Source organism: Luteitalea sp. (assembly GCF_022842525.1).
Taxonomy (GTDB): domain Bacteria; phylum Acidobacteriota; class Vicinamibacteria; order Vicinamibacterales; family Vicinamibacteraceae; genus Luteitalea.
The window spans coordinates 22,963-46,984 of sequence record NZ_JALHPM010000032.1 but is presented as its reverse complement, the minus strand read 5'-3'; the positions used below and the strand labels follow the sequence as shown (position 1 = coordinate 46,984).

Genomic DNA, 24,022 nt, shown 5'->3' with positions numbered 1-24,022 from the left:
AAGGCGCCGGTGCAGGCGCCGCCAGTTCGGGGGGCGCCGCCGGCGGGGCTGCCACCGGGACCGGCGCGACCACGGGGGTGCCGGCCAGCACGAGGGGGACCTCCGCAGGGGCCGATGCCTCCCCTGACACTAGATGCCGGACGGACTCGATCGTGGCGTCAGCCACGGACTCGGTGCGGACCGGATCCCCGGTCTCTTGCCACGAACTGGTGCCGCTGCCAAGGGCCAGCAGCAACCAGGGCGTCTGCGTCTGGGCGCCAGACGGGACCTCGACGGGCGGCGGGGCGATCACCAACTGCGGCTCGGGGGACGTCTGGATCTCCACGGTCGGCTCATTCTGTGGCTCCGATGCCGCGGCCATGGGACGACCGTCCACCGGTGCAGCTGGGGGCGCGTCGTCCTGGTCCTGGACGGCGGCGAGCACGCTGGCGAAGCCGCCCTTGCCCTTTGTTCCGGCCGACGGGGCGTGATCGCCTCGCGGCGCCGACGGAGCGCGAGCGACGCCTGGCCCGACCGGACCGCGCGCGGACGGCTGGGCCGAGCGCGAGGGGGCCGGTGACGACGGCGGGGCGACGGGAGACGACGGGGAGAACGGCACGAGGCTCATGGAGCGCTCCGGGCGACGGGAGACGGGTGATCCAGGGATCACCCGTCCTCACGGGAATTACCGCTTGAGCTGGAGCGTTTCGACGAGCACTTCGTCGGACACCGTGATGGTGCGCGAGTTGGCCTGATACCCGCGCTGCGCCAGGATCATCTGGGTGAACTCCTGCGCGATGTCGACGTTGGACTGCTCGATGGCGCTCCCGATCAGGGTGCCGCGGCCACCGGTGCCGGCCGTGCCGACATTGGGAATGCCGGCCGCCTGGCTTTCGCCGAACCGGTTGGCGCCGAGCTTCACGAGGCCCTTCGGGTTGTTGAAGTTGGCCAGGCCGAGCTGACCGACCGCCACCGTCTGCCCGGCGCCGAAGGTCGCGATGATCTGCCCTTCCGAGTCGACCGAGATGTTGCTGATCTGCCCGGCGGGCGATCCGTTCTGCGTGAGCGACGAGGTCTCGGACTTCGAGGAGAAGCTGGTGATCGACGGCGTGTCGGCCGGGGGCGGGGTGATGTCCCACACGATGTTCGTGCCGACCGCGCCGTTGGCCCAGGCGGCCGGGGCCGTGAACTGGAGGTCAGCGGCCGGGTTGGTCAGGGCGCCCGTGCCATCGAACGTCAGCACGCCCGTGGCGAGCTGGAACACACCCGCGCCACCGTTGACGTCGGCCGCGGGGACGTTGGCCGTGTAGGTCCAGGCCCCGGGACCGGTCTTCTGGAAGTCCACGGTGATGACGTGCGGGCTGCCCAGCGCGTCGATGATCTTGATGGGCGTCGAGAAGTTGACGGCGCCGGTCACGGGCGCGTCGGCGTCCAGGTTGATCAGGGTGCGAACGTTGGTCGTCGCCACCGGCTCACGCAGCACGCCGGGCGGCACGATGATGTCGGCCATGGCGCCGGTCGTGATCACGGCGCCGGTCACCGGATCGGTCTCCGTGAAGCCCTGGACGCGCCAGCCATCGGTGGTGACCAGTTCGCCGTCGGCGTTGAAGCTGAAGTTGCCGGCGCGGGTGTAGGCGTTGCCGCTCTCGCCGCGGACGATGAAGAAGCCCTGGCCCTGGATGGCGACATTGGTCGCCTCTCGGGTGTTCTCGATGGCGCCCTGGCTGTGCACGGGCGAGATCGAGCCGGTGAGGACGCCGAGGCCGACCTGCATCGGGTTGATGCTGGTGCCGCCGACGGTCTGGCTGACGAGATCGGCGAAGCTGACCGCGCTGGTCTTGTAGCCGATGGTGTTGATGTTGGCGAGGTTGTTGCCAATGACGCTCAGGTACGTCGCATTGGCGTTCAGGCCCGACAACCCGGCGGAAAAGGATCCGACTGCCATGTCACTTGCCTCCGTTGCTGCTGCTGGTTCCGGTGCTGCCGGTACTGGGGGTTGAGGGGCTCGCCGCCGCGGCGCCGCCAGCGGCGGGATCCACGTACGACGGATCGTTCTTCGGGTCGGTGACGGGGATACCGAGCTTGAGGCCGATCTGATCGAGCTTGGTGAACAGCTGCGACTGCTGCTCCACCGACGTGGTGAGTTTCTCGAGCGAGGCAAACGTCGCCAGCTGCGCGATGAACTCGCCGTTGTCCTGCGGCTTGGTCGGATCCTGGTTCTGCAGCTGCGTCGTCAGCAGCTTCAGGAAGGCGTCCTGCCCGAGATCGCGGGTGGCCCCGGTCCTGGTCGTCCCCTGGGTCGTGGCCGCCGTGCCGCTGGCCTGGTTCGCGCCGACTACTGGTGTGCTCACTGGAAGTCTCCTGAGCGACGCGCCGCCTTGATCGTGGCCAGCTCGTCGATCGCCTGCATCTCGCGGTGGGCCTGCTCGGTATCGAACACGAGCCTCGCGCGCTCCTTGAACCGTTCGAGCACCCGGCGCTGCTTGTGCGCCTCCTGCGCCTGATGGAGCCGCAGGTCCCGAGTCTCGAGTCGGTCACGCACATCGAGGCGACTGGCCTCGACATCTCGTGTCTTCACCACAATCCAATTTCGATGCCACGTCAGCTGCACCACATCGGAGCCGACGCGCTCGGCGTCGTTGGCACTGCCGTAGGCCTCGCGCAGCCGATCCTCGGCGAGCGCGAGCCGGCGCTCGGCCTCCTGCAACTGCCGTTCTGCGCGCGCCAGCGCCTGCTGCGCCTGTTCCTCGGCCCGCTGACGCATGTGCAGCACCGGCTCGAGCCTAAAGTGGAAGCGCGCCATGCCGATTGGGTCGAGTGAGGGGATCCAGGGATGGCTGCGCAAAGTGTCGTTCGCACGACATCCCTGGACGGGGGTTCATGGTCTACAGCGCCTCGAGCGCGTGCACGGAACTCTCGTAGTCGACCAGGTCCTCGGCCGGCTGCTGCAGAAAGGCATCGAGCGCCTCGCGGTGCGCCAGCGCGTCGTCGATGCGCGAGCTCGAGCCGGTGACATAGGCGCCCACCGACACGAGATCCTCGTTCTCCTTCACGAGCGACAGCCAGTCGCGCACCTTCCCCGCCTTCCTCCGGTGGTCCGCGGTCGTGACGTCGGGCATCGTCCGGCTGACGCTCGAGAGCACGTCGATCGCCGGGTAGTGATTGCGCGCCCCGAGGGCGCGCGAGAGCACGACGTGGCCGTCGAGGATGGCGCGGACGTTGTCGGCGACCGGCTCGTTGGTGTCGTCGCCCTCGACCAGCACGGTGTAGATCGCGGTGATCGAGCCGCGTCCCTCGACGTTGCCGGCGCGTTCGAGCAGACCGGGCAGCATGCCGAAGACCGATGGCGGATAGCCCTTGGCCGTCGGTGGCTCGCCGGCGGCGAGGCCGACCTCACGCTGGGCCATGGCGAAGCGCGTCACCGAGTCCATCATCAGCAGGACGTTCTTGCCCTGATCACGGAACCACTCGGCCATGGCCGTCGCCGCATAGGCCGCGCGCAGACGGACGAGGGGCGGGTTGTCGGAGGTGGAGACGACCACCACCGAGCGTCGTCGTCCCTCGGGACCGAGGTCGTGCTCGAGGAAGCTGCGGACTTCGCGGCCGCGCTCACCGACCAGCGCGATGACCGCGACATCGGCGGCCGTGCCGCGCGCCATCATGCCGAGCAGCGTGCTCTTGCCGACGCCACTGCCGCCGAACAACCCGACACGCTGCCCGCGGCCCAGGGTCAGGAGGGCGTCGATGGCTCGCACGCCGGTGCCCATCGGGACGTCGATGGGCTTGCGGGCAAGGGGATTGAGCGGCTCCGGATGCAGGGCGCCCACTTCACTCGTGCCCAGCGGACCGAGGTCGTCGAGCGGCCGGCAGAGACCATCGACCACCCGCCCGAGCAGGGCATCGCCGACGGGGACGGCGGCCGGCCGTCCACGCGACACGATGAGGTCGCCGGGACGAATGCCGGAGGTGCTCCCGAGGGGCACGGACTGCAGGAGGTTGTCGCGGAAGCCGACCACTTCGAGCATGAGCGGCGGTGCGCCATCGTGCGAGGCGAGCTCGCAGAGTTCGCCGACACGCACGCGCGGGCCCTTGGACTCGACGAGCAGGCCGACGGTGCGGACCACCTGCCCCACCATCGGCAGCGGATCGGCGGCCGCGACCTGATCGTGATAGCGACCGAGCGAGAAACCGCTCGAGAAATCCAGCACCGCCATCAGGCCACTCCCCTGCGCGCCACGGCGACCGGCACCGGTTCGCCGAGCACGGCGCGGGCGATCTCGTCGACCTGGGCGTCCACCGACGCGTTGATGAAGCCGAACTCGGACTCGACCAGGCACCCGCCGCGCGCCACGGCCGGATCGGCCCGGATCTCGACCTGCCGCCCGTTCAGCGGCGCAACCTGCCCGGACATGACGATGGCGTAGTCGTCAGGGTGCAGGCGGACGGTCGCCGGCGAGGCCCCCCCGAGACGCTCGAGCGCGATGTGCGCGAGCGCCGCGGTCAGCTCGGGGTCGACGGTGATCTCGCGCTGCAGGACCCGACGGGCAATGGCCACCGAGAGCTGGACGAGCTCGCGTTCGGTCTGCCGCACCATGTTGTCGCGCAGACCGGAGAGTTCTTCGAGCGTCTGGGCGAGGCGCCGCAGCATGGCCTCGGCGCGCTTGCCGCCCGCTTCGAGTCCGGCGCGTTCGCCCTGGGCATAGCCCTTGGTGAAGGCGTCCCGCTCGAGCGCCGCGAGTTGCGCCTGCTGGTCGGCGGTCGGCTGGAACGGCTCCGGAGGGATCGACGCCGCTGGCGCCGGTGTCCCGTTCGCCTTCGCCCCGGTCGCCGCGAGGGCCAGCGCGTCGTAGGGGGCCCAGATCTCCGCCGAGTTGAGCGACTGGATGTGGCCCCCGGTTTCGGTCGGGCTCCAGGCAAAGCGCTCGACGGCGACGGCATCGGCCGCGAGTCGACGCGTCCTAAGTGACATACGGTTCTCCGGCGGCGGCGCCCGTCTGCAGCAGGCCTTCTTCCTCGAGCTTGCGCGCGATGCCGACGACCTCCTGCTGGGCCTTCTCGACCTCGCGCAGACGCACGGCGCCGAGCAGTTCGATCTCTTCGCGAATCATGTCGACGGCGCGCTTGGACATGTTCTGGAAGAAGCGGTTGCGGATGTCCTCCGACGTCCCCTTCAGGGCCACGGTCAGGACCTTCTTGTCGGCGCGCTGGACGATCTCGCGCAGCGCGTTGTCGTCGACGTGGAGCAGGTCGTCGAAGACGAACATCAGGTGGCGGATCGAGACGGCGAGGTCTGGCGTCTGCGACTCGATGGCCTCGAGCACCGGCTGGCTGATGCTGCGGTCGATCCGGTTCAGCAGTTCGGCCACGGCGCGCACGCCGCCGTACGACTCGTGGGTGCTCGCGCCGAGCGACTTGAGCCGCTGCTCGATCACCGAGGAGATGCGCGAGATGACCTCCGGCGAGATCTCCTCGAGGTTGGCCATCCGCGTCACGACCTCGACGCGGAGGTCCTCGGGCAGGCTCTGCATCAACTGGGCGGCCGGGCCTGGCTTGAGGTGCGCGAGGATGAGGGCAATCGTCTGGGGATGCTCGCTCTGGATGAACTTGGACAGCTGCTGCGGGTCGGCCTTCTCGAGCCCCGTGAAGGCCATCGACGATTCGAAGGTCTTGACGACGCGGTCCAGGACGCGCTTGGCCAGGTCGGGCCCGAGCGACTTCACGAGGAGCTTGGAGGCGTACTCGACGCCGCCCTTGGTGACGTACTCGGCGGCCTTCCACATCTGGTGGAACTCCTCGAGCACCTCGGTGGCCGTCGCCGCCGGCACCGGGCCGAGCAGCGCCACCTCGCGAGCGATGAGCTCGATCTCTTCTTCGTTCAGGTGATTGAAGAGCTCGCCCGACGCGTGCTCGCCGAGAAGCACCGTCAGGATGGCGGCCTTGCGCACGCCATTGAGGTTCTCCAACTTCGGCGCGAGGGCGGTCGACATGGCCTAGCTTCTCCCCTCGGTGAGCCAGCCGCGTACCAGCTTGGCGGCGCTCTCGGGTTCCTTGTTGGCCAGGGTCGTGACGCGGCGCGTCAGCACCGGCTGGCGACGATCCCCCTCCTGGGGCATGGCGTCGAGCTGCGCTTCGATGTCCCCTTCGATCTCCTCGATGGTCCGCGGCAACTGCTGCGGCATGCCGACGGTGGCATGCTGCGCATGGCCGTCGAGCGACGGGACCGCGAGCAAGCGCCCGACCACAGGACGGACGAACAGCAGGAGGACCATGGTGACCATGAGCACCACGGCCACGCCGCGCACCGCGCCGCTGCTGTGGTCGCTGACGCGCTGCCACAGGGTCGGCTTGACGACCGGCTCGGCCAGCGGCGCCTCGAAGGCGATGTTCTCCACGCTCACCTGATCGCCACGCTCCGTATCGATGCCGAGCGAGGCGGCCACGAGCTTCTGCAGCTTCTGCATGGCCGCGGCGTCGCGCGCCTTGCGCTTGGTGGTGACGGTGCCGTCCTGTGCGGTCGTGCTGACGTGCTCGTCGTCCACCAGGACCGCCACCGAGACCTTGGCCACTTCCCCGCGCGGTCGGATGGTATGGGTCACGGTCTTGCTCACTTCGTAATTCGACAACTTGGTGTTCTTCGTGAGCCCGCGCGTGGACAGCGTGCCGCCGGCGGCATCGGCGGCGACCGGCGTGCCGGCGGGTGTCACGGCTGGCGGCAGGTTGCCCTGCGCCCCGGCGACGCCCCCCTGGACCTCGGCGTTGTTGGCCTCGGTCGTGGACTGCTCGCTGCGCAGCACCGTGTTCGGGTCGTAGGCCTCGGTGGTCTGCTCCTGCGAGGCGCCGTGCAGCTGGACGGTCACGTTGGCGCGCACGCGCTCGACGCCGACGACCGGCTCGAGGAGGCCGACGACCTTCATCGACATGTCGCGCTCGTACTTCTGCTGACGTTCGACGTCCACGGAGGCCATCGCCCCGTCGTCCTGCCCCATCGCGCCGCGGGCGAGCGACCGGCCGTTGCTGTCGATGATGACGACCTGCTCGGGCCGCAGGCCCTCGACGCTGGCGGCGACGAGGTTGGTGATCGACACGGCCGCCTGCGGGGCCAGCGCCCGCGTCCCCTTGAGGGTGAGCGTCACCGAGGCCTTGGCGGGCTGCTCGCGGGCGCCGAACAGCGACTCCTTCTGCATGGCGATGTGGACCCGGGCTGCCTGCACCTCCGAGATGGAGGAGATGGTGCGGGCCAGTTCGCCTTCGAGGGCGCGACGGTAGTTGACGTGCTCGAGGAACTCGGTCTGTCCGAAGGCCACCTTGTCGAAGATCTCGAAGCCGATGCGGCCGCTCGTGGGCAGTCCTTCACCGGCGAACTGCAGTCGGAGGTTGTCGGTGCTGCCCGTGGGCACCAGGACCGTGCGCCCGTTGTCCTGCAGCTGGTAGTCGATGTCGTCGGCCTTCAGGCGATCGACGACCGCGGCGGCTTCCTCGCCGTTGAGCTCACTGAACAGCACCCGATACTCGGTGCGATTCAGGTACCAGGTGGAGCCGATCACCATGGCGAGGACGCCCACGAAGACGGCGGCGAGCGAGACGAGCTGGCCGGTCGAGAGCGAGGCGCGCACGGCCTTGCTGCGGTCGACCACGGCCTGCCACTGGACGGGAAGAAATGCCACGGAGAGCTCGAATCCTGGAAGGCGGGGGCGGTGACGCCTAGACCGGCATGCGCATGATTTCCTGGTACGCGTTCATCAGCTTGTTGCGTACCTGGACACCGAACTGCAGCGTGAGATCGGCCCGCTGGAGGGCGATCATCGCGTCATGGACGTCGAGTTGGCCGTTGAGCATGCCAGTGACGGCCGTATTGGCGCTGTTGTGGCTCTCCTCCACCGTGCCGACCAGGCGCGACAGCGACGCGCCGAAGCTCTCGCCGCCATCGCCCTCGAGGGACGACGAGGTCGTGGGCAGCGTGGTGGTACCCACGCCGGTGATGACTTTGGCGCTGATGGCGTCGAGGGCCATGGTCAGGACCTTCCGAGTTCGAGCGCCCTGGAGACCAGGTCGCGAATGAGGTTGATGGCCGTGAGGTTGGCCTGGTAGGCCCGCGAGGCGCCGACCATGTCCACCATCTCCATGGCCGGCGTGATGTTGGGCATCTCCACGAAGCCCTCCGCGTCGGCGTCCGGATGCGAAGGGTCGAACCGGCGCTGGGCGGGCGTGGTGTCCTCGACAATCGCGGCCACCCTGACGCCGGTGGCCGTCGCCTTGCCGAGGGCACCGTCGAAGCTCTGCACCGTGTCGGCGGCCAGCACGACGTCGCGGCGGCGGTACAGCGTGCCGCCGTTGCTGCGCGTCGACTCGGCGTTGGCCAGGTTCGAGACGGCGACCTCGATGCGGGTGCGTTCGGCGGCGAGGGCGCTCGCGGCGGCAGTGACGGCGGTATTGAGGGTCGACATGCGCCTGCCTTACCGGGACTCGTTGATGGCGTACCGGACGAGCCGGAACTTCGCCGCCAGGGCGGTCTGGGCGCGGGCGAACTCGCCGGCCGCCCGCGTCATGTTGAGGAGTTCGCGGTCCACCTGCACCGTGTTGCCGTCCCGGCGGCCCGCCACGTCCTCGGAGGTGCGGGTCTGGTACTCCCCGACGGACTGGTCCCCCCCACCGATGTGCCGGCTGTTGGTCACGGCGAGGCGGCCGCCACCCCCCTGCTGGTCGAGGGTGGTGTCGAAGTCGACTTCCTGCGCCTTGTACCCGGGCGTGCTCAGGTTCGCGAGGTTGCTCGCCGAGACGACCTGCTTGGCCGCGGCACGGCTGAGCGTCTGGCGGAGCGCGCTCATCATCTGCGCGTCCGAGGTGATCGGGGAGAGAGGCATGGTCGGTCCGGTTCAAGGTCCGCCGCCCGAAGCCGATTACCGGTCCGGAGGCGTCCCGCCCTGCTCTTGAGCAAGAAGGACGCCATTCCGCCACCCCCACGACTTTGCTGAAGATTTCTGGAACCGGACGACGCCGGCCCTGACGGGAGGCCGGAACGTGCGTCGGAGAACCGACAATCCGACCGGCTCTTCGGCCTGCCGGTCAGTTCCTGGCGCGCAGCGCGGCTTCGATCCGGGTCAGTCGGGTTTCGATGCCGTCCAGACGCATCAACAGCGCCTGGCGCAGGTCCACCGCGTCCTTCTGCGAGACCTGGCGCGTCAACCGCTTGTTCTCGGCGTGCAGGACCTGGATGTCGTGGATCCGCTGCAGTACCACGTCGATCTGGCCCAGAGAGAACGGTTTGGTCAGGTAGTCGTACGCCCCGAGTCGCACCGCCTGGATGGCCGTGTCGAGCGAGGCGAAGCCGGTGACGATCACCACATACGCGGAGGGATTGGCCGCCCGGGCCGCCCGCAACACCGCCAGCCCGTCGACCCCTGGCAGGTGCAGATCGGTGATGACCAGCGAGAAGCGGTCGGGATCGCGCTCGATGGCCAGCAGCGCCGCACGGCCGTCCGCTGCCCCGACCACATCGAAGGTGCGCGCGCGGAAGTACTCCGAGAGCAACTCCCGGATGTCCGCCTCGTCCTCGACGATCAGCACCGACTGCCGTTCCTGGCCCTGTGTCACGCGCGCTCCTCGCCGTGCATCCTATCCGAACCGCCCGATCGGCGGCCAAAGCTCGTGCCATCCGTCCGACTGACGTTCTACCGACTATCTTTGCTCAGCCTGTAAAGTCCCACTGTCGGCCGACCGACAATCTCGTTTGACATGCGACACAGTTCAGCCCAATACTGGGCCTCTCGCCGGGTCGACGCGTTGTCGGTCGTTCGTCCTTCGTCCCCGGTCCCGTCGTGTCCTGTGCGGAGGTGCCCGTGACCGCTCGTCCACAGCCTTCGGTCCTTGTGGTCGAGGACGAGGCCGAACTTCGTCAGACCATCGCCGAGTCCCTCACCGAACAGGGCTTCGTCGTCGCCCAGAGCGCCGACGGCGCGGATGCCTTCGATCGGCTCAAGGGCTTTGCCTACGACGCCATCGTCATCGACCTCCGGTTGCCCGACGCCGACGGGCTCGATGTCCTGGACGCCGCGGTCGGACGCTATCCCGACATCCTGGCCGTCATGGTCACGGGGTTCGGGGGCGTGGCCGAGGCGGTCTCCGCGATGCGCCGGGGCGCCATCGACTTCCTCATCAAGCCCTTCCAGCTCTCGCAGCTGGCGCGCATCCTGACGACGTCGCTCGAGCAGCGGCGCCTGCGGGAGGAGAACGCCGACCTGCGCGCCCAGTTGCGCGACCGGTACCGCTTCGACAGCGTGATCGGCCACAGCGCGCCGATGCGGCACGTCTTCTCTACGCTCGAACTGGTGGCGCCGATGAACAGCACCGTGCTGATTCAGGGCGAGACGGGCACGGGCAAGGAACTCATCGCGCGGACGCTGCACCACAACAGCCCGCGGGCCGACCAGCGATTCGTGGCCTTCAACGCCGCAGCCATTCCGGAGCCGCTGGCCGAGGCCGAGTTGTTCGGTCATTCGAAGGGCGCGTTCACGGGCGCCGTCCAGGCCCGGGTGGGCCGGTTCGAACTGGCGCACCGAGGCACGCTGTTCATCGACGAAGTGGCGTTGATGAGCATGCCGATGCAGGCCAAGCTGCTGCGGGCCCTGCAGGAGAAGGAGATCGAACGGGTCGGCGAGAGCAAGTCGATCAAGTTCGACGCCCGCATCGTCGCGGCGACCAACCTGGACCTGAAGAAGATGGTCAAGGACGGGACCTTCCGCGAAGACCTGTACTACCGGCTCCACGTCATCCCGATCACCTTGCCGCCGCTGCGCGACCGCAAGGAAGACATCCCCCTGCTGGCTCGCCACTTCGTCCAGAAGTCCTGCCGCAACAACAACTTGCCGTCACGCACGCTGACGCAGGACGCGATGCGGGCCCTGATGAACTACAGCTGGCCGGGCAACATCCGGCAGTTGGAGAACGCGGTCGAGCATGCGGTGGCCATGACGGGCCAGGACACCGAGATTCAGGCGCGCGCCCTGCCCGAGGACATCTGCGCCCCAGCCTCGTCGCTGCTCCTGCCGACCGTGGCCATTCCCGACGAGGGGATCAACTTCACCCAGGTGGTCTCGCAGCTCGAGCGCGAGCTCATCGTGCGCTGCCTCGAGAAGACCGGCGGCAACAAGCGGCAGGCGGCGCGCCTCCTGCAGCTGAGCCGGACGACCCTGATCGACAAGCTGAATCGTCTGAACGTGGCCAGTCCCCCCGACGACATCAGCGCCACGGCCTAGACGCCCGGCGCCCCGCGGGCAGAACGACACAGGGGGTGAGCGGCCGGCCGGCCACTCACCCCCTTCTGCATGTCTGGTGTCAGCCCGGGATCAGGGGCGGGCGGGCACGCGGACCTCGACGTCCGACGGCCCGACGAAGCGCAGGGACCCGCCGTTGAACTGGGCAAGCGCGCGGGCCGCGGTCAGGCCGAGCCCGATGCCGCCGTCGCGGGTCGTCATGTAGGGCCGGAAGTACTCCTCCTCGCGCGCCAGGTCGATGCCCGGCCCCGTGTCGGACACGGTCAGGACCATGGTGTCGCCTTCCCGACCATACCCGATGCGGATCACCGGGTCGGGCCGCCCGGCCATGGCCTGCTCGGCGTTCAGCACCAGGTTCACCAGCATCTGCTCGAAGTGCTGCGAGTCCATCCGCGCGGCACTCGTCCCCTCGGCCGTCGGCTCGACGTGGACCGTCACGCGCGCCCGCGCCAGATGGTACCGGCGCAGATTCAGGGCGCGTTCGATGCTGCGCGGGACGTCGGTCGTCGGCGAGGCCTCGTCACGGCGCGCGTAGTTGAGCAGTTCCCGCAGCAGCCCCGAGCACCGCACGGCCTGCCCGTGAATCCGCTGGAGTTTCTGGGCGACGTCGTCCGAGATCCCGGGCTTGGTCGCGATGATCTCGCCGAGCCCCCCGATCACCTGCAAGGCGTTGTTGATCTCGTGGGTGACGTTGGGGAGCACGAGTTCGAGGGCGATCAGCCGGTTGGCGAACACGTAGTCGCCGGCACCAAGGTCTCGGGCGGGGGCGCCGACGGTCTCGGGCGCCACGGAAATCGGTTCGGAAGGGGACACGTCACTCCTTTGCGCCGGCCATCCTATCTCAAGCCCGCGACGATCCGGGCCGATTAGGCCCCTGAGGCACCAGGGCTCGGGCAGTTCGCCCGGCATCCCAGTCTAGCAAGCCGGAGGCGTATGCGCTTTCTTGTGGTGGACGATTCGACGACGATGCGCCGCATCATCATCAACACGCTCAAGAAACTCGGCTACACGGAGATCGTGGAGGCAGGCAACGGGCGTGAGGGCATCGAGAAGGTGAGCGAGGGGACGGTCGACCTCATCATCACCGACTGGAACATGCCCGAGATGAACGGCATCGAGTTCATCCGCGCGCTGCGGGGGATGGAAGGCAAGCAGTCACTGCCCGTGCTGATGGTGACCACCAACGCCGCCAAGGACGACATCGTCGAGGCGCTGCGGGCCGGGGTCAACAACTACGTGGTGAAGCCCTTCACGCCCGACACCATCAAGGAAAAGATCGATGCGGTGATGGCCCACTGAGGCTGTCGCCACTGGAGCGGACCATGGCATCCCCGGCCACTGCGGTCGACCCTCAGTCGACTCAGCCGATGATTGAGACCCTCCGTGCGTGCACACGCGATGTGTTCGGCACCATGGTGGGCACGTCCCTGGCCGAAGGCACGCCGATCGACGGTGATGCCCTTCGCCCGCAGAGCAACGTCGTCGGCCAGATCGGCTTCGGCGGCTCGCGCTCCGGTCTCGTCGTGTTCTACGCCACGTTCGCCGGGGCCGGCAGCATCACCCGGGCCCTGCTCGGCATGGACGCGGACGCCGATCCGTCCAAGCCCGAAGTGGCCGACGCCATCGGCGAGATCACGAACATGATCGCCGGGTCGTTCCGCACCCGCATGGCCACCGACGGCGATGCCTGGGCCATCTCGATTCCGACCGTCACGATGGGCTCCGACTTCTACATGACGCCACTGACCGATGGCCGGCGCACGATGCTGCCGTTCCGCATGGGTGAGCACGAGATCTTCGTCGAGCTGGTGATCACCACCCGGGTGCGACGGGCATGAGCACGCCTGCCGGGTCCGATGCGGCGAGCGCCGCGCTCGCGCTGCGCAACTCCGACCATCCATGGCTGCGCCCCGACGACCTGTCGATCCCGATGCTGCCCGACCAGGCGCAGCGGGTCCTTCACCTCGTCGGCGACCCCGATGTGACGATCTCGACGCTGGCGTCGGTCGTCAGCAAGGATCCCATCCTCGCCACCCGCGTGCTGGGCATGGCCAACTCCGCGCTCTATGGCGCCATGAGCCCCCTCCGCTCGGTGTCCGATGCGGTCGTGCGGCTCGGCACCCGCACCGTACGCAACGTCGTGGTGACCGTGTCCATGCAGTCGCAGTTCAAGGCGCCCGAGGTCTATGGCCAGGAGGGGTTCCGCTTCATGGAACATGCCATCGGCACCGCCTACGTCGCGCACCTGGTCGCCGACAAGACGCGTGGGGACGTCGACGAGAGCTTCCTCTGCGGTCTGCTCCACGACCTGGGCAAGCTGGTGATCATGAAGACGGCACACCAGTACCAGAAGAAGCACGACGCGGTGATCCGCTCCGATGAACTGCACGCCGCCATCGTGCAGTACCACGCGGTGTGCGGCGCCCTGGCCCTCGGCTTCTGGAACGTGCCCGATGAAGTGCGTGACGTGGTGCAGCACCACCATGCCTTCGAGGACGCCGCCGATCCGCAGGCCGCCGCCATCTGCTACGCCGCCAACCTGCTCAGTCACCGCTACGGCTTCGGCTGCCAGCCGGAAGGCGACGCCGTCCTCGAGGACGCCGTCTTTCCCTACCTGGACCTCGACGCGGCGTGGATTGCCCACGCGGACGTGCGGGCCCCGGGCCTCTTCAATGCGGCCCGCCAGGCGCTCGGCTAGGCCGGCGATCGTCGAGCACGGCCCGGACCTTCTTGAGCAGTTCCTCGAGGGTGAACGGCTTCTGCAGGAAACTCGCCCCATCTTCCAGCATCCGACGGTCGCCGATGGCTTCGTCGGCGTAGCCGGAGACGAAGATCACCTTCAGGTCCGGGCGGGCCTGCAGCAGGCGCTTGGCCAGCGCCGGCCCCCCCATCGTCGGCATGACGACGTCGGCGATGAGCAGGTCGAGCTGCTCGATACCCTCGGCGACCTGCAGGGCGTGCTGCCCATCCTCGGCCGCGTGGACGACGTAGTCGTGGGCCGACAGCCACTCGTGAATCAGTTCGCGGACCCCGTCTTCGTCCTCGACCAGCAGCAGTGAGCAGGACGACGGCGCGTGCCGCTCCGCCGCCTCGGCGAGCGCGGCGGCGGCCGACGGCGTGACCTCGACCTCGGCCGGCAACTCCAGCGGCAGCAGCATCTCGTCGGCGCGCGGCAGGTAGATGCGGATGCGCGTCCCCGCCCCGAGTTCGCTGTCCACCCAGATGTAGCCGCCGCTCTGCTTGACGATGCCGTAGACCATCGACAGCCCGAGGCCGGTGCCCTGGCCCGGCGGCTTGGTCGTGAAGAACGGCTCGAAGGCACGCGCCTTGGTCTCGGCATTCATGCCGGTGCCGGTATCGGTCACCGCCAGCAACACGTAGGGACCGGCCACCACCACGAACGGCTCGCCGTCCACCGAGCGGGTCAGTTCCACGTTGGCCGTCTCGATGGTCAACAACCCGCCATCCTTCATGGCGTCTCGGGCGTTGACGGCGAGATTCATCAGCACCTGTTCGAGCTGCGCCGCGTCCGCCTTCACCGGCCAGAGGTCGTCGGACAGATAGGTCCGGAGCTCGACGTCCTCGCCAATCAGGCGGGCCAGCAACTGCTCGACGTGGTGGACGATGTGGTTGACGTCGAGCAGCGAGGGCTGCAGCACCTGCTGACGGCTGAAGGCGAGCAACTGGCGCGTCAGCGCCGCCGCGCGATCGCCGGCCTTCTTGATCTCCTCGGCGTTGCGCCGCAGCGGGTCATCCTCGCGCAACTGGCGCAGGAGGATCTCCGTGTAGCCGCCGATCGCCTGCACCAGGTTGTTGAAGTCGTGGGCGATGCCGCCGGCGAGGCGCCCGATCGCCTCCATCTTCTGCACGCTCTGCAGGCGGATCTGGCTCTGGAGCAGCCCTTCCTCGGTGACCTGGCGGAGGATGGCCGTCGCGAGGATGTTGCCGAGCGCCTCGAGGAACGTCAGATGCTCGGTGCTGGGCAACCCGTCGTTGACGTTGAAGACGGCCACCACGCCGAGCGGATGGCCGATCCCGTCCAGGCGCACGCACGCCATCGACTCGACGTTGTGTTCGCGCAGCACCGCCGGCAGCCCGAACTCGGGGTGCGATGGCAGCGCATCGACGATACGGGTGGGCTGCTGCAGGATGTAGCGTCCGAACGAGCCCTGGCCGGTGCTCAGAGAGACGCGGCCGACGATGCCGGGGCGCCAGCCGATGCCGGCGCGCATCAGCAACGCGTCTCCTCCGGGCGACCGCTCGAAGAAGACGGCGTGATCGCTCTGGGTGACCTCACGCGCCAGGCGCATGCCCGCGTCGAGCAGGTCGCCCACCGGGGTGGACGACAGGGCGCGCGCCCCGAGGTCGGCCACCGTCTGGAGCGCGCGCGCGGGATTCACGGGCTCAGGACGCCTTCGCGACGGACGCCTGGAGGGCTTCGACGCGCTGGCGTGCGTCGGCGGCGTAGGGGCTCTGCGGGAACTCGTCGATGACGCGCTGCAGCGCCTGCGAGGCCTCGGCCGACCGGCCGGCCTGCTGGTAGGCGTCGGCCAGTTGCACGAGCACCGCGTCCAGCGGCAGCGGGCCGTCGCGGCGCTGCGACAGGTCCTGCAGCGACTTGATGGCCGGATCGAACTGCTTCTGGCGCACCTGCATGCTGGCGAGGCCGAGGGACGCCATGCGCCCGAGCAGGGTCGAGGCGCCGGCCTGGTCGCGCACGGCAGCATAGGCGTCGGCGGCTTCCTTCGGACGGTTGGTCTCCGCGTAGAGAGACGCCGCGTAGTAGCGCGCCCGCATGCCGCCATCGGTGCCGCCAAAGGCCTCCGCCGTGGTCAGCAACTGCGTGAGCGCCGCCTCGGCCCGCGCGGCCTCGGTCGCGTAGGTGCCCGCGGCCGCCGGTGTCGGGGCAGCCCCGGGCGCCGGCGCCGGCGTCAGGGGCGCATTGAGAATCTCGACCGCCTCCGCCAGTTGCGCCTGGGCGCGCTCTTCGGTCCGCGCCTTGAAGGCCCGGTAGCCGAAGACGCTGGCCACCAGCAGCAGCACCGCGACCGCGGTGAGGGCGATGGTGCGCCCGTGCTGGGACAGATAGGAATTGGCGGCGACGAGGGCGTCGGCCGCCTCGTTGTGCTTGAGTTGTTCGCGTTCGGCTTTGTTCATGGTGTCATCCGGCCGGCGGCTTTCCCGCGGGGGCCGATGGTGAGCGTGCCCGGAGTCGAACCGGGGACCTGCCGCTTAGGAGGCGGCCGCTCTATCCATCTGAGCTACACGCTCACACGTCCGTTGTTCGGCCCCACGGGGGACGTCCGACCTCCGGACCATCCGCCATGATGCACTGCCCTACCGTGCCTGAGCAAGGCTGCGCTAGTCGTCGTAGGGCAGAACGGCATGCACCGGCGTGGTGCCGAGCCTCGCCCGCCCCTGCAGGAACGTCAACTCGACGAGGAAGGCGCAGGCCACGATGCGGGCCCCGAGGCCCGACACCAGTTCGATCGTCGCCTGGGCGGTGCCGCCCGTGGCCAGCAAGTCGTCCACGATCAGCACGCGCTGTCCGGGGACGATCGCGTCGGCGTGGATCTCGAGGGCGTCCGAGCCGTACTCGAGGTCGTAGGACGCCCGCACGCTGGCCGACGGCAGCTTGCCCGGCTTGCGCACCGGCACGAACCCGGCCCCCAGACGATCGGCCAGCGCGGCCCCGAAGATGAACCCGCGACTCTCCATGCCGACGACCAGATCGACGTCGGCGGCCGCATACGGCGCGGCCAGCGCGTCGAGCGCCAGCCGCAGTCCCTCGGGGTCACGCAACAAGGTGGTGATGTCGTAGAACAGGATGCCCGGCTTGGGAAAGTCGGGCACGTGGCGAATCTTGGCCTTGAGCAATTCAGCGGTCATGTCGTCCTGGAGATTCCTCGATGGCGGACGCGCCCGGCGCGCCCGCCCTTGCCTGCGTCACGCAATCCGGAAGCCGCGCCTGCCCTCCGGCAGCGCATCCTCGGATGCCACGTCATCCACCCGCGCCATCGGCGGGCCCTGCCAGACACGCCACTCGAAGCGGCGCACCGCCTCCGCGTCCCCTTCGGCATGCACGTGGACACGGCCATCGGGCAGGTTCTTCACCCAGCCGTCGAGGCCCTCCGCGCGGGCCGCCTCGGCGACATGGGCGCGGAACCCCACGCCCTGCACGCGGCCACTGACCAGGAACACCGTCGCGCGCAGCATCGGCTACCAGAACCGCGCGGCCGTGCGTTCGTTGGCCACAGCAGCCTCCAGGTCGGCCACCGTCGTGCCCATCGCGGCCACCTCCTCGAGGGTCGGGACCGTGGTGACGACGGGGGCGAGCTGCTTCGAGGCGAGCGTGGCGTTGAAGGCCGCCACGTCCGTGCCCACCGCGGCGTCGACACGACGAAGCTGGGCGTCGAGCCGTGCGGAGAGGTCCTCGAACACGGCGACGCTCTGCGCCGTCGGCGCGCCGTCGCCGGCCTCGACCACGCCCTGCAGGGCGGCCAGCTTGTTGTTCAGCCGAATCGGGTAGTTGAGCGGGTCCTGGCTGCTGCGATTCCGGTACTGGTAGATCTCGCCCTCGATCTCGGTCAGCTGCGCGACCAGCGCACTCCCCTGCGGCGCGAGGTCCGCGGTCGCCTTCACGCGCGCCTCGATCTGCTGCTTCATGTGACGCAGGCGCAGCACCGTCTCGTTGGCCTCGTTGACGCGCGCATTGATACGGCGAGCCAGCGCGTACTGCGCCTTCAGGTCGGCGTCGAGGACCCGGCTGCGCGGATCGGCCCTGATCTCGATCGGGACCGTCTGCGTCTGCCCGTCGGCCGTCACGCGGGCCTGATAGCGACCAGGCACCACGATCGGCCCCGCGACCCGCCCCGCCCACATGATGAGCCCCGGGAAGTCGCGTGCCGCCTGCATGCGCATGTCCCACGCGAAGCGGTTCATGCCCTTCTTCGTGGTGACGCGGGCCGGGGGCGGCCCAAAGCCCTCCTCATCGTCGCCAGCGCCGGCGGCCGGCTTGCGATCGGCCTCGTTCCTGACCGTGCGCACAACCTGCCCCTGCGCATCGAGGATCTCGATGGTCACGGCCTTGGCCTCGGCCTGCAGGAGATAGTCGATGGGCAACGTCATCTCGAGGCGGCGGGTCGCCACGCCCGGCGCGAACACGTGCAGCGGACGGCTCGCCAGGTCGGGCGCGAACTGCCGGAGCGCGGCGATGTCGTCCAGCACCCAGAAGGCGCGGCCGTGCGTCCCCACCACCAGGTCGTTGCCCTGCACCACGATCCCGTGAATCGGCGTGACCGGCAGGTTCAGGCGCAAGGACTGCCAGGCGCCGCCGTTGTCGTAGGAGATGTAGAGCCCCTGCTCGGTGCCCAGATACAGCACACCGGCGCGGACGGTGTCCTCGCGGATGACGCGAGCGAAATCATCGCCCGGCAGCCCGCCGACAATCGGCGTCCAGGTCGCCCCGTAGTCGTCGGTGCGAAACACGTAGGGCGCGCGGTCGGCCTTCTGATAGCGGTTGGCGGCGAGATACGCCGTCCCCGCCTTGTGCGGCGACGCCTCGATCAGGCTGACCCGTGCGAACGCGGGCAGGCCCGTCGGCGTGATGTTCTTCCACGTCTTCCCGGCGTCGCGGGTCACATGCACGAGCCCATCGTCGCTTCCGGCCCAGATCACGCCGCGCTCGAGCCGCGACGGCGCCACCGTGAAGACGGTCGCATAGGTCTCGACGCCTGTCTGATCGAGCGTGATGGGACCACCGGAGGGACCGAGCGTGGCCGGATCGTGGCGGGTCAGGTCGGGGCTGATGCGCTCCCAGCGGTCACCGCCGGTGGTGCTGCGCCAGACGTGCTGCGAACTGGCGTACACGACCCCCTTCTCGAGCGGCGAGAAGACGATGGGATACGTCCACTGGAAGCGCTCGCGGATGTCCCCGGCGGAGTACCCCATCGGGTTGTCGGGCCAGATGTTGACGGCGCGCGAGACCTTCGTGCGGCGATTGAAGCGGGTCAGCATGCCGCCGTAGCTGCCGGCGAAGAACACGTCGGGGTCGACATTGGACTGCGCGATGTAGCCGCTTTCGCCGCCCCCCACCGGGTAGAAGTCACTGGCCGGGCCGTTGCTCGAGATGCAGGCCGTGGTGTTGTCCTGCTGCGCCCCGCAGATCATGTACGGCGTGTCGCTGGTCGTGAAGGCGTTGTAGAACTGCGACGTCGGATACTGCTGCCCCGTCCACGACGTCCCGCCGTTGATCGACACGTTGGCGCCGCCGTCGTTGGCCTGCACCATGCGCTGCGGATTGTCGGCCGCGATCCAGAGATCGTGATTGTCGCCGTGCGGCACACGAATCGACGTGAACGTCTTGCCCCCGTCCGTGGACTTGTGGAAGTTCACGTTCAGCACGTACACCGTGTCGCGGGCCTTCGGGTCGGCATAGACGCGCGTGTAGTAGAACGCCCGCTGCCGGATGTTGCGATCCTCGCTCACCCGCGTCCACGTCAGTCCCCCATCGTCGGACGCGAACAGCCCGCCATCGGCCGCCTCGATGATGGCGTACACGCGATTGCCGTCGGCACCCGACACCGACACGCCAATCTTGCCGAGCAGGCCGGTCGGCAGGCCGGGACGACGCGTGATCTCGGTCCAGGTGGTGCCACCGTCGAACGACTTGAACAGCCCGCTGCCGGGGCCACCACTCGAGAGGGAGTGCGGCGTCCGCGACACCTCCCAGAGCGATGCGTACAGCAGCTCCGGGTTGGTCGGGTCGACCACGAGGTCCACGGCGCCGGTGCCGTCGTCACGTGACAGCACGCGCGTCCAGGTCTTCCCGCCGTCGGTCGATTTGTACACGCCGCGGTCGGGCGTCTTCGCGTAGGGCTCGCCAAGCGCCGCGACCCAGACGATGTCCGGGTTGGCCGGATGGACGCGGATGCGCCCGATGGTCCGCGTGGCCGCCAGCCCCACCGCGGCGAACGTCTTGCCACCGTCGGTGGACTTGTAGACCCCGTCGCCCTGGATGACATTGCCGCGCAGTTGCACTTCACCGAAGCCGACGTACACCACGTCGGGGTTGGACGGCGCCACGGCCACGGCCCCGACCGAGGAGGTCTTGAACTGCCCGTCCCCCACCGCCGCCCACGTCAGACCGCCATCGGTGGTCTTCCAGAGGCCACCGCCAGTCGCGCCGAAGAAGTACTCGAGCGGCCGGGCGACGCTGCCGGCCACCGCGATCGAGCGCCCGCCGCGCGCCGGCCCGACGTTGCGCCACTTGAGCGTGGACAACACCGACAGGTCACCACCCGCCGGCGCCGCTGCCGGCTGCGCCTGCGTCATCGCCTGGGCCCCGAGCCCGAGCGCCAGGACCACCATCGCTGCCACGCGTCCGCTGGGTACTCCCCGCCTCATGCTGATCTCCTCGCACACCGTGCCTGCCCGGGCCGCGCGCCGCGGCAAAGGCCCTAATCCTAGCAAGAGACGCGACGACGCTTCGCCCTGGGCGACCGTGGACGCGAGCGTGATGCCACGGATGGCAGTGTCTGCCACTTCCCGAGCGGTCGATCATGGCAGTTTCTGCGATCGGGTGTGGCAGATGCTGCGTCTCCCGGCGTCACGACGCGACACCGCACATGGCGCGAGGTTTGCGAGGACATGAATCGGACGTTCGGGAGGTTGGCCCGCTCCACGTCCGGCAGCGTGCCTGCCGGAGAAGGAGACGTCCATGTGTCGAACGTCGCAGGCGGTGGCGACCGCCCTGCTCCTGCTCGTGCCCGGCGTGTGTGCCGCGCAGAGCGTCAACATGGGTAGCACCTTTCATGCGCTGGAGGGCCGTGCACGACGCGTCACCACCACATTTCCCGATGCCGTGGTCGAAGTGCGGCGCAACACGGACCACGTCGTCGAGGCCGTGCTGCGCTCGCGCGCGGGGGTGGAGCGCAGTCGGCTGCGGATCGCCGGTGACGCGCGCCGCGCGCAGTGGCAGGGCGCCAGAGCCGCCGGCCGCCTGTCGGAGTTCAGTCTGCCGGAGCAGTCCACGGTGAGCCTCGACTGGGCGGCGTACCAGTTGTACGCCCTGCACGTGGACGAAGCCGCCAGCACCACGCCCGTCGACGTGGCCGGTGAGGAAGGCGCATGGGATGGCCATGTGCGCCGCAGCCGACGCGCGCTGGGCCGCGGCGCCTCCGCCGGACAGCTGTCGGCTCGCGTCGAACGGGTCGAGACGGAGTTCGACGAGGTCATCGTGCGCACCAGGATCGACACGCACCCGCGGGCCCCTCGGAAGGGGCCGAAGGTGGATCGGTCACGCTTCACGGCCGTCATCGTCGATCGCACGACCGGTGCCCAGCGAGGCTTCGTGCGCTGGTTCGACACGGCACAGGTCCTGACCTGGAAGATCGAGGGCGGGTCACAGGGCGTGATCCTGCCTGACCGCATGCCTGGAGGGTGGACCTTCACGCCGACGATGGCCTGGGCCAATGTGCAGGCCTATCAGTTCGCCACCCAGATCGCCGCGTCGATCGATCCGGTCGAGCCGGTGGCGGCGGCGCGACTGTTCGGCCAGCCAGGCGTGATGGGCCCACTCGCGCAGGTGGCCCGCCTCGCCACGCCCCTGCCGTCGTTCGCGCTGGCCGTGTCCGGGGCGGCAGCCACGCCGGCGGTTTCCGATACCGCGGGCCTGTCCGGTCTCTGGGCGCGCGGCTGGGCGTTCGGCCGCGCCGGCACGCTGGTCAACGAGCCGGGGTGCGACAACCTGCACTGGCTGGACGGCACCATCTTCCGTGCCTGCTGCGACCAGCACGACAAGTGCTACGAGACCAACGGGTGCACGGCCGGCAGTTGGTGGTGGCCCTTCTCGGGCAGCTGGTCCTGCCAGAAGTGCAATGCCCAGGTGGTCTACTGCTTCTGCACGTTCGCCAACCCGGCGCAGTGCGGCGGCGCCGCCGTGGGCAGCGGCGGCAGTGGGGGTGCGGGAGGCGGCGGCTGCACGTCGGTGGCTGGTGGGTTCTGCCCGATCGAATGTCAGACCTGCCAGGCGCAGTAGTGCCGGGCCACATGACGACCCCAGGGGGAGGCGACACATGACGGAGGCAAGGGGGACCATCGGCACGACGGTCGGCATCGCCGGCGTGGCGTGGCTCATCGGCGCGCTGGTGCTCGGGTTTCGCTGGTCCGGGCAGCCGTCGACCGACGGCGCGTGGCACGACGACGTGTCGCTGACGCGGTGGGCGGCCTGCTGGGCGTTGCTGGCCCTGTTGGCGGTCGCCACGGCGCCACGACTTCCCCGATGGTCGCTGCGTGTGTGGGCCCTCCTGCCCTTCACGCTGTGGGTGGTCTGGGAACTGCGCCACGGGGCGCTCGGCCCCATCCCCATGGTCATCTACCTCGTGCCGACCGCGCTCGTGTGGTCGGCGGCGCTGGTCAGCGGCGACTGGATGCGCCGGCGTCCGGCGGGAGGCTGATCGCAGCCCCCGGCGACCGTGGTCGCCGGGGGCCCCACGCTACACGCGGTAGCGCAGGAAGGCCCCGACACCCGAGGCGTGCTCCAGCAGGGCCGCGTCCTCGATGAAGCGAACACCAGCCCCGGTGCGGCGCGCCTCGGTGACCAGCGCCTCGACCAGCGCCTCGTCCAGGCGGCGGGACGCGTCTCCCGAGGGTGTCGCCGGCAGTGTGGCCGAGGCGTGGTCCGTGGCCAACGTGCCGGGTGCGGCCGGCACCACGAGCGTATCGACCTGGCCACGGTCGAGCGCGGCGCGCACGCCGGTGGGCCCAACCGTCGCCAGCCCGCGGGAGCGGTACGCGTCGAGCAGCGCCTCGACCACCTCCCGGTCGGTCTCTTCGTCGTTGCGGCGGAACGCCGCCAACGTCGCCGCCAGGATGTCGTGCTCGCGCGCCGTGACGTCGAGCCGCATGACATCGATGACCAGCGCATCCACGGTGTCGTGCAGTTGCTTGCGCAGCAGGGCGATGGCCTGCGCCTCGCCACTCAGGATGATCGCTCGCACCCCTTCCACGCGAACCGTCCGCTCGACCGCCTCGGCCACTTCCTTCATGTGCTTGAGGTGCAGGTCCTCGACGTGACGTTGGTAGCGCGCCTGCGACCACCCTCCGGCCGCGACACTCTTGGTCTTCACGTTCTCGATCGTCTCGCTGTGCTGGACGGCGCCCGTCGCGCACACGAACAGCCGGGCGGCGTTGGTGTTGACCACCAGGGCGGCATACGTCGCGTACTGCTCCGCGGCACGCGCCAACGGAAACAGATGGGGCTCGTCGTCGACATAGAGGAGATGTCCCTCGAGCGGCAGGTCCAGCGGGATGGCCTCGAACAGCTCCTCGCCACCGTTGCAGGTGAAGAGGGCGAGGGACCTCGCCGCGGAGGCGTCGAGTTCGGACGCGAGGTACTGCCGGATGCGCGCGGCGTCACGCGCGAGCGCGTCGCGAAAGGTCGAGTCGGAGGCGTAGGTGGCGCTCGGCTCGGCAAACGCCTCGTCGAGGAAGGCCTCATGTGTCTGTCGGCCCTGCGCGTTGCCGGACAGGTCGAGATAGAGGCTCACCACCGGCATGGGCGCATGCGTGAACCGGGCAAGTCGATCGAGCACTGGGTCGAGCGTGGCAATGGTCACGAAATCTCCAGGTCAGGGCGCATCGTGCGCGCACGCCCCGGCTCCACGCCGGGACACCGCCCTGGAGTTGCAAGGGCCGCGCCCGTTTTGCCGAACTCGACAGGCTGGCGACCCGCCGCGCGCGGCCGGCTGGGCCGGTGCCGAGCGACAGCTGTG

Annotated in this window: 23 protein-coding genes, 1 tRNA gene and 2 pseudogenes; 6 read left to right on the top strand and 20 right to left on the bottom strand. The window is 69.3% G+C overall.

Annotation, left to right across the window (positions count from 1 at the left end; all coding sequences use genetic code 11):
* The 12 genes and pseudogenes from Q0C41_RS09100 to Q0C41_RS09045 form a co-directional block, all read right to left on the bottom strand.
* Positions 1 to 325, bottom strand: a pseudogene (locus Q0C41_RS09100) (hypothetical protein); the annotation flags it as partial.
* 339 nt (positions 326 to 664) lie between these two features.
* Positions 665 to 1,924 carry a flagellar hook protein FlgE gene (locus tag Q0C41_RS09095; protein WP_291983030.1) on the bottom strand — a complete coding sequence of 420 codons (1,260 nt, stop codon included), beginning with the start codon at positions 1,922 to 1,924 and terminating at the stop codon, positions 665 to 667.
* Between the two features lie 190 nt (positions 1,925 to 2,114).
* Positions 2,115 to 2,330: pseudogene (locus Q0C41_RS31375) on the bottom strand (flagellar hook capping FlgD N-terminal domain-containing protein); the annotation flags it as partial.
* Entirely contained in the window at positions 2,327 to 2,782 is a 456-nt protein-coding gene (locus Q0C41_RS09085; RefSeq protein ID WP_291983027.1) for a flagellar export protein FliJ, read from the bottom strand. The pseudogene Q0C41_RS31375 and the gene Q0C41_RS09085, both read right to left, overlap by 4 nt.
* An 82-nt stretch (positions 2,783 to 2,864) precedes the next feature.
* On the bottom strand, positions 2,865 to 4,193 hold the full coding sequence (locus Q0C41_RS09080; RefSeq protein WP_291983026.1) for a FliI/YscN family ATPase: 1,329 nt from the start codon (positions 4,191 to 4,193) through the stop codon (positions 2,865 to 2,867).
* Positions 4,193 to 4,948: a FliH/SctL family protein gene (locus Q0C41_RS09075; protein WP_291983025.1), complete on the bottom strand. Its 756-nt coding sequence runs from the start codon at positions 4,946 to 4,948 to the stop codon at positions 4,193 to 4,195. The genes Q0C41_RS09080 and Q0C41_RS09075 overlap by 1 nt, the downstream gene beginning before the upstream one ends.
* Positions 4,938 to 5,966: a flagellar motor switch protein FliG gene (fliG, locus tag Q0C41_RS09070; protein ID WP_291983023.1), complete on the bottom strand. Its 1,029-nt coding sequence runs from the start codon at positions 5,964 to 5,966 to the stop codon at positions 4,938 to 4,940. The genes Q0C41_RS09075 and fliG overlap by 11 nt, the downstream gene beginning before the upstream one ends.
* Positions 5,967 to 5,969: 3 nt before the next feature.
* Complete coding sequence (gene fliF / locus Q0C41_RS09065; protein WP_291983021.1) at positions 5,970 to 7,643, bottom strand: flagellar basal-body MS-ring/collar protein FliF; 1,674 nt, start codon at positions 7,641 to 7,643, stop codon at positions 5,970 to 5,972.
* Between the two features lie 37 nt (positions 7,644 to 7,680).
* The gene (fliE, locus tag Q0C41_RS09060; RefSeq protein ID WP_291983019.1) at positions 7,681 to 7,989 is read right to left on the bottom strand and encodes a flagellar hook-basal body complex protein FliE; all 309 of its coding nucleotides are present in this window, start codon (positions 7,987 to 7,989) and stop codon (positions 7,681 to 7,683) included.
* Positions 7,990 to 7,991: 2 nt separating this feature from the next.
* The gene (gene flgC / locus Q0C41_RS09055) at positions 7,992 to 8,423 is read right to left on the bottom strand and encodes a flagellar basal body rod protein FlgC (protein ID WP_291983017.1); all 432 of its coding nucleotides are present in this window, start codon (positions 8,421 to 8,423) and stop codon (positions 7,992 to 7,994) included.
* Between the two features lie 9 nt (positions 8,424 to 8,432).
* Positions 8,433 to 8,840 carry a flagellar basal body rod protein FlgB gene (flgB, locus tag Q0C41_RS09050; RefSeq protein ID WP_291983016.1) on the bottom strand — a complete coding sequence of 136 codons (408 nt, stop codon included), beginning with the start codon at positions 8,838 to 8,840 and terminating at the stop codon, positions 8,433 to 8,435.
* A 202-nt stretch (positions 8,841 to 9,042) separates the two neighbouring features.
* Entirely contained in the window at positions 9,043 to 9,570 is a 528-nt protein-coding gene (locus Q0C41_RS09045) for a response regulator (RefSeq protein ID WP_291983014.1), read from the bottom strand.
* A gap of 245 nt (positions 9,571 to 9,815) precedes the next feature.
* On the opposite strand from Q0C41_RS09045, the gene Q0C41_RS09040 reads away from it, so the two are divergent.
* On the top strand, positions 9,816 to 11,231 hold the full coding sequence (locus Q0C41_RS09040; protein ID WP_291983013.1) for a sigma-54 dependent transcriptional regulator: 1,416 nt from the start codon (positions 9,816 to 9,818) through the stop codon (positions 11,229 to 11,231).
* Positions 11,232 to 11,321: 90 nt separating this feature from the next.
* Here Q0C41_RS09040 and Q0C41_RS09035 read toward each other — a convergent pair whose 3' ends face one another.
* Positions 11,322 to 12,062 carry an ATP-binding protein gene (locus Q0C41_RS09035; RefSeq protein WP_291983012.1) on the bottom strand — a complete coding sequence of 247 codons (741 nt, stop codon included), beginning with the start codon at positions 12,060 to 12,062 and terminating at the stop codon, positions 11,322 to 11,324.
* A gap of 120 nt (positions 12,063 to 12,182) precedes the next feature.
* On the opposite strand from Q0C41_RS09035, the gene Q0C41_RS09030 reads away from it, so the two are divergent.
* The 3 genes from Q0C41_RS09030 (at position 12,183) to Q0C41_RS09020 (ending at position 13,947) form a co-directional block, all read left to right on the top strand.
* Positions 12,183 to 12,548, top strand: coding sequence for a response regulator (locus tag Q0C41_RS09030; RefSeq protein ID WP_291983009.1), 366 nt, complete (start codon positions 12,183 to 12,185; stop codon positions 12,546 to 12,548).
* 68 nt (positions 12,549 to 12,616) lie between these two features.
* Entirely contained in the window at positions 12,617 to 13,087 is a 471-nt protein-coding gene (locus Q0C41_RS09025) for a chemotaxis protein CheX (RefSeq protein ID WP_291983007.1), read from the top strand.
* Positions 13,084 to 13,947 carry an HDOD domain-containing protein gene (locus tag Q0C41_RS09020; protein WP_291983005.1) on the top strand — a complete coding sequence of 288 codons (864 nt, stop codon included), beginning with the start codon at positions 13,084 to 13,086 and terminating at the stop codon, positions 13,945 to 13,947. The genes Q0C41_RS09025 and Q0C41_RS09020 overlap by 4 nt, the downstream gene beginning before the upstream one ends.
* Here Q0C41_RS09020 and Q0C41_RS09015 read toward each other — a convergent pair.
* The 6 genes from Q0C41_RS09015 to Q0C41_RS08990 form a co-directional block, all read right to left on the bottom strand.
* Positions 13,919 to 15,649: a response regulator gene (locus Q0C41_RS09015; RefSeq protein ID WP_291983003.1), complete on the bottom strand. Its 1,731-nt coding sequence runs from the start codon at positions 15,647 to 15,649 to the stop codon at positions 13,919 to 13,921. The genes Q0C41_RS09020 and Q0C41_RS09015 overlap by 29 nt on opposite strands.
* A 4-nt stretch (positions 15,650 to 15,653) precedes the next feature.
* Positions 15,654 to 16,406, bottom strand: coding sequence for a tetratricopeptide repeat protein (locus tag Q0C41_RS09010; RefSeq protein ID WP_291983001.1), 753 nt, complete (start codon positions 16,404 to 16,406; stop codon positions 15,654 to 15,656).
* Between the two features lie 37 nt (positions 16,407 to 16,443).
* Positions 16,444 to 16,520 (bottom strand) — tRNA-Arg (locus Q0C41_RS09005).
* Positions 16,521 to 16,610: 90 nt separating this feature from the next.
* On the bottom strand, positions 16,611 to 17,138 hold the full coding sequence (locus Q0C41_RS09000; RefSeq protein ID WP_291982999.1) for an adenine phosphoribosyltransferase: 528 nt from the start codon (positions 17,136 to 17,138) through the stop codon (positions 16,611 to 16,613).
* A gap of 57 nt (positions 17,139 to 17,195) precedes the next feature.
* On the bottom strand, positions 17,196 to 17,465 hold the full coding sequence (locus Q0C41_RS08995; RefSeq protein ID WP_291982997.1) for an acylphosphatase: 270 nt from the start codon (positions 17,463 to 17,465) through the stop codon (positions 17,196 to 17,198).
* 3 nt (positions 17,466 to 17,468) lie between these two features.
* Positions 17,469 to 20,654: a hypothetical protein gene (locus Q0C41_RS08990; RefSeq protein WP_291982995.1), complete on the bottom strand. Its 3,186-nt coding sequence runs from the start codon at positions 20,652 to 20,654 to the stop codon at positions 17,469 to 17,471.
* A gap of 313 nt (positions 20,655 to 20,967) precedes the next feature.
* Between Q0C41_RS08990 and Q0C41_RS08985 the strand changes: the two genes are divergently transcribed.
* Together Q0C41_RS08985 and Q0C41_RS08980 are read left to right on the top strand one after the other, a co-directional pair.
* On the top strand, positions 20,968 to 22,287 hold the full coding sequence (locus Q0C41_RS08985) for a hypothetical protein (protein ID WP_291982993.1): 1,320 nt from the start codon (positions 20,968 to 20,970) through the stop codon (positions 22,285 to 22,287).
* A gap of 37 nt (positions 22,288 to 22,324) precedes the next feature.
* A complete protein-coding gene (locus Q0C41_RS08980; protein WP_291982991.1) occupies positions 22,325 to 22,705 on the top strand; it encodes a hypothetical protein in 381 nt (126 codons plus the stop codon).
* A 39-nt stretch (positions 22,706 to 22,744) separates the two neighbouring features.
* Here Q0C41_RS08980 and Q0C41_RS08975 read toward each other — a convergent pair whose 3' ends face one another.
* On the bottom strand, positions 22,745 to 23,866 hold the full coding sequence (locus Q0C41_RS08975) for a Vms1/Ankzf1 family peptidyl-tRNA hydrolase (protein WP_291982990.1): 1,122 nt from the start codon (positions 23,864 to 23,866) through the stop codon (positions 22,745 to 22,747).
* Positions 23,867 to 24,022: the final 156 nt, after the last annotated feature.